The organism is Enterococcus raffinosus, from assembly GCF_001886185.1.
Classification (GTDB): domain Bacteria; phylum Bacillota; class Bacilli; order Lactobacillales; family Enterococcaceae; genus Enterococcus_A; species Enterococcus_A raffinosus.
This window is the reverse complement of record NZ_JXLA01000077.1, coordinates 1-3,696: the sequence shown is the minus strand read 5'-3', so window position 1 is coordinate 3,696 and position 3,696 is coordinate 1. Positions and strand designations below refer to the sequence as shown.

The window sequence follows — 3,696 nt, the reverse complement described above, 5'->3', positions numbered from 1 at the left end:
ATCACAAAAATCAATGATTTTAGCTCAGACGTTAGTGAAGCGGCTCTTAGCCTTGGGACCGAGATTGTTGTACCGAATTCGGAAAGCCAAGGAAAAGATAGTGTGGATTTGATTCGGGATAGTTTGTTTTCGATTCAAGTCCAACAACCTTGGTTACTCTTGCAATTTGATGATTCAAACATAGAAGAAATTGGCGAAGATCGGATCAATAAGATTCTATCCGTGAGTCCGGATGAAAATAAAGGCAAAGATCGGGAAGAAGCGGTCAAAGCCGAGATTGAAGACAATGATAATGCGAATCTAAGTATTACCAAGACCATGAACCGCTTAGGGACCGTGGTCTTTTTGGTGTTGTTCAATATTGGCATATCCTTTTTTGTCTTTCTTCTGACTGGGATTATGTTGTTCTCGCAAATTCTCTTCATTATCTTTGCGATGTTTCTTCCTATCAGTTTCTTATTGTCCATGTTGCCGACTTATGAAAGTTTAGGAAAGAAGGTGATTATTCGCTTGTTTAATACGATTATGATGCGAGCGGGAGTGACCTTGGTGATTACAACTGCTTTTAGTATTTCTACCATGTTTTTCAATATTTCGGCTACCTATCCCTTCTTTATGGTAGCTTTTCTACAAATTGTGACTTTTGCCGGTATCTATTTCAAATTGGGGGACATCATGAGTATGTTCAATCTCCAAAGTAATGATAGCCAGTCAATGGGAAGACGGGTTATGCGAAAACCGCAAATGTTGATGAACCGTAAATTGCGGCAACTCAGTCGAAATGTGGGACGAACTTTGGCTTTTGGTGGTGGTGCAGCAGTCGGAAATAAGTTGGCAAAGGAACAATCAAAATCCAAATTTAAGCCATCCGGTTCTGCTCTACGAAAGAATTCACGATTACCTACCGATCACGAGCTACCATCTGACTTGAATAAGGAAAATCCAATTTCAAATAATAAGAAACAATCTCGAATGAACTTGGCCGGGAGAAAAATCGGCAAAGTTCTGGATACCCAGGCTTTGGTGAAAGATAAGACAAAACAAGTAAAGGATCAGGTACGGAATACGCCGACCAACTTAAAATACATCCTCCATAAAGGTCTGGAAAAGACGAAAAAAGCACCGAAAGAATTTAAGCGAGGGCTTGTTCAAGAAAAAGCAGATCGAGAGAAGCTGCGAGACAAACAACGACAACGCAGAGATGAGAAAATGGATGAAAAGCGAAAAAACTTGGGCGAAGTAACAGACCGTCATGGAAAAAGAAGAAGTAATGTTTCGATAAAAGAGGATCCAAAACCTCAGAAGGATAGGATACTGAAAAATGAACTTCCAAAACGGATTGTGATGGTAAAACCGAATTCTGAGGTAAGGAGAAGACTTGTTAAACAGAATTTGGTTGCGAGAGAGAATAACCAACTATTAAGTAAGAAAAATTCTTTCCAGCAAGTTAAGCAACGATCTACTCTTCCGAAGAGAGCCAATCAAAAAGTACAAAGAATAATGAAGGCTCGTCCAAAACCAAAGTCGGGTGATAAAAAATGAATTTAAAAGAATTGAGTGTCATTTCGTTAACCATGTTGATGCTCTCTTTTATGGGCATCTTGATGTGTGTGAGCTTATTGTTTGGGGAAGATAGTGAGGGGAGTGGTACTTCTGGTATTTCTCCTGGTGGAAATAGTGTCTCAGAAGAAGTCTTGAAACATCGCTCAATGGTTGAAAAATATGCTAAAGAATCGGACATATTAGACTATGTACCAATTCTTTTGGCAATCATCCAAGTCGAATCTGGTGGCACAATGGAGGACGTCATGCAAAGTTCTGAGTCTGCGGGTTTACCACCAAATTCATTAAGTACCGAAGCATCTATCAAGCAGGGATGTATTTATTTTGCTTCCTTGGTTAAGAGCTCCAAAGAACTAGGGTGTGATCAAGATAGTATTATTCAAGCCTATAACTATGGTGGCGGCTATTTGGATTATGTCGCAAAAAACGGGAAGAAGCATAGTTTTACTTTAGCCGAATCATTTTCAAAGGAAAAATCGGGTGGTCAAAAAGTCGATTATCCCAATCCCATAGCTATTAAAGAAAATGGCGGGTGGCGCTATAACTATGGCAATATGTTTTATTGCCTATTAGTGAAGCAATACCTGACCACGACACAGTTTGATGATAAAACAGTCCAAGGGATTTTTGACGAGGCTTTTAAGTATGAAGGTACTGCCTACGTATTTGGCGGTTCGAGTCCCGCAACGGGTTTTGATTGTAGTGGATTGACCCAGTGGTGTTATGCCAAAGTTGGTCTGAAACTTCCCCGGGTGGCTCAAGATCAGTATGATGTCATGACTCATATTGACTTAAAAGATGCCAAACCTGGTGATTTAATTTTCTTTCACTCAACCTATGATGCCGGTACTTATGTGACTCATGTAGGTATTTATGCAGGAGAGAATCGCATGTTTCACGCAGGAAATCCAGTGGGTTGGACGAATCTTACAGAAAGCTATTGGCAGCAGCATCTGATTGGAGCCGGCCGATACAATTAAGAGAAAAGAGGAAAAATAATGAAGATAAAAATTGAACGGATTCAAAAGGAAAAGATGTCAAAAAAGAAAAAAGAGCGGACAATTTCAGTGGGCAAGCATCGAAAAATGGTGCTTGCCCTTTGGCTTTTACTGTCATGTAGTCTTGCTTTTGGTATCTACAAAAATTTCACCGCCATTGATCAGCATACAACTCACGTAAAAATGGTTGTAAAAGAAAAAGTAATAAATACTTCTGGAGTTGAAAGTTTTACAAAGAATTTTGTGAAAGAATACTTTTCATGGAAGAATAACAAGGAAGTAATTGAAAAGAGAATGAGTAATCTTGGACAGTACCTTACAGAAGAAGGCCTTGCTTTGAGTCAAGATATGGTTCGAGTAGATATTCCCACTAGTTCAGAAGTAAATTCAGTAAAAATTCTAGATGTTGAAAAACGTTCGAAAGATTTTGTCGTTTCATTTTTAGTAGACCAAAAGATTACAGAAGGGAAAAAGTCAGAACAAATTTCTTCTGCGTATCGAGTGAAGATATTTGAAGATGAAAAAGAAAATCATATAGTGACGAGTTTACCAACTATGATTAGTAAGCCAGGTAAGGCAAAATATGAAGTAAAACAAGTAGAAAGTGATTCTGACATTGATGCAAAAACAACGCAAGAAATTACTGAGTTTCTAGAGACATTTTTCAAACTTTATCCAATTGCTTCTGAAAAAGAGCTAGAGTATTATAGTGAAAATGAATCTATGAGCCAAGTTAGTAGCGATCTTAGATTTGTAGAAATAACCAATCCTATTTATCTTGAAAAGGACGGTTCGGTACAAGTAAAAATCGTAGTAAAATACCTAAATGAAATTGAAAAGGTGACAAATAGTTTTCAATACAATCTATTGTTAAACAAAGAAGAAAATTGGAAAATTATTAATGGAGAATAATTTTTTAAGGAGAATATAAAAAACAAGGAAAGAATGAATCATTGTAAACTTGTATGGTGAGTAATAGTTTAGGCATAATAAAGAAACAATGTTACTAACTATACTATATTGATAAGGTTGTTTAAAAGAGAAAATGGAAATCCTTGATAGCGTAAAATATTTTGTGTAAATAGAAATTTAGGGTGGAAAAAAAGAAAGTCCATTCTGTAAAATTAAAGTTACC

3 protein-coding genes are annotated in these 3,696 nt (G+C 37.1%); all 3 read left to right on the top strand.

Annotated features, from left to right (window positions below; translation table 11 throughout):
* On the top strand, positions 1-1,542 hold a 1,542-nt coding region (locus RV13_RS20040; RefSeq protein WP_071875998.1), incomplete at its 5' end, for a CD3337/EF1877 family mobilome membrane protein.
* Positions 1,539-2,543: a bifunctional lytic transglycosylase/C40 family peptidase gene (locus RV13_RS20035; RefSeq protein WP_049220674.1), complete on the top strand. Its 1,005-nt coding sequence runs from the start codon at positions 1,539-1,541 to the stop codon at positions 2,541-2,543. The genes RV13_RS20040 and RV13_RS20035, both read left to right, overlap by 4 nt.
* Before the next feature lie 18 nt (positions 2,544-2,561).
* On the top strand, positions 2,562-3,473 hold the full coding sequence (locus tag RV13_RS20030; RefSeq protein WP_060789634.1) for a conjugal transfer protein: 912 nt from the start codon (positions 2,562-2,564) through the stop codon (positions 3,471-3,473).
* The last annotated feature ends 223 nt before the right edge of the window (positions 3,474-3,696 follow it).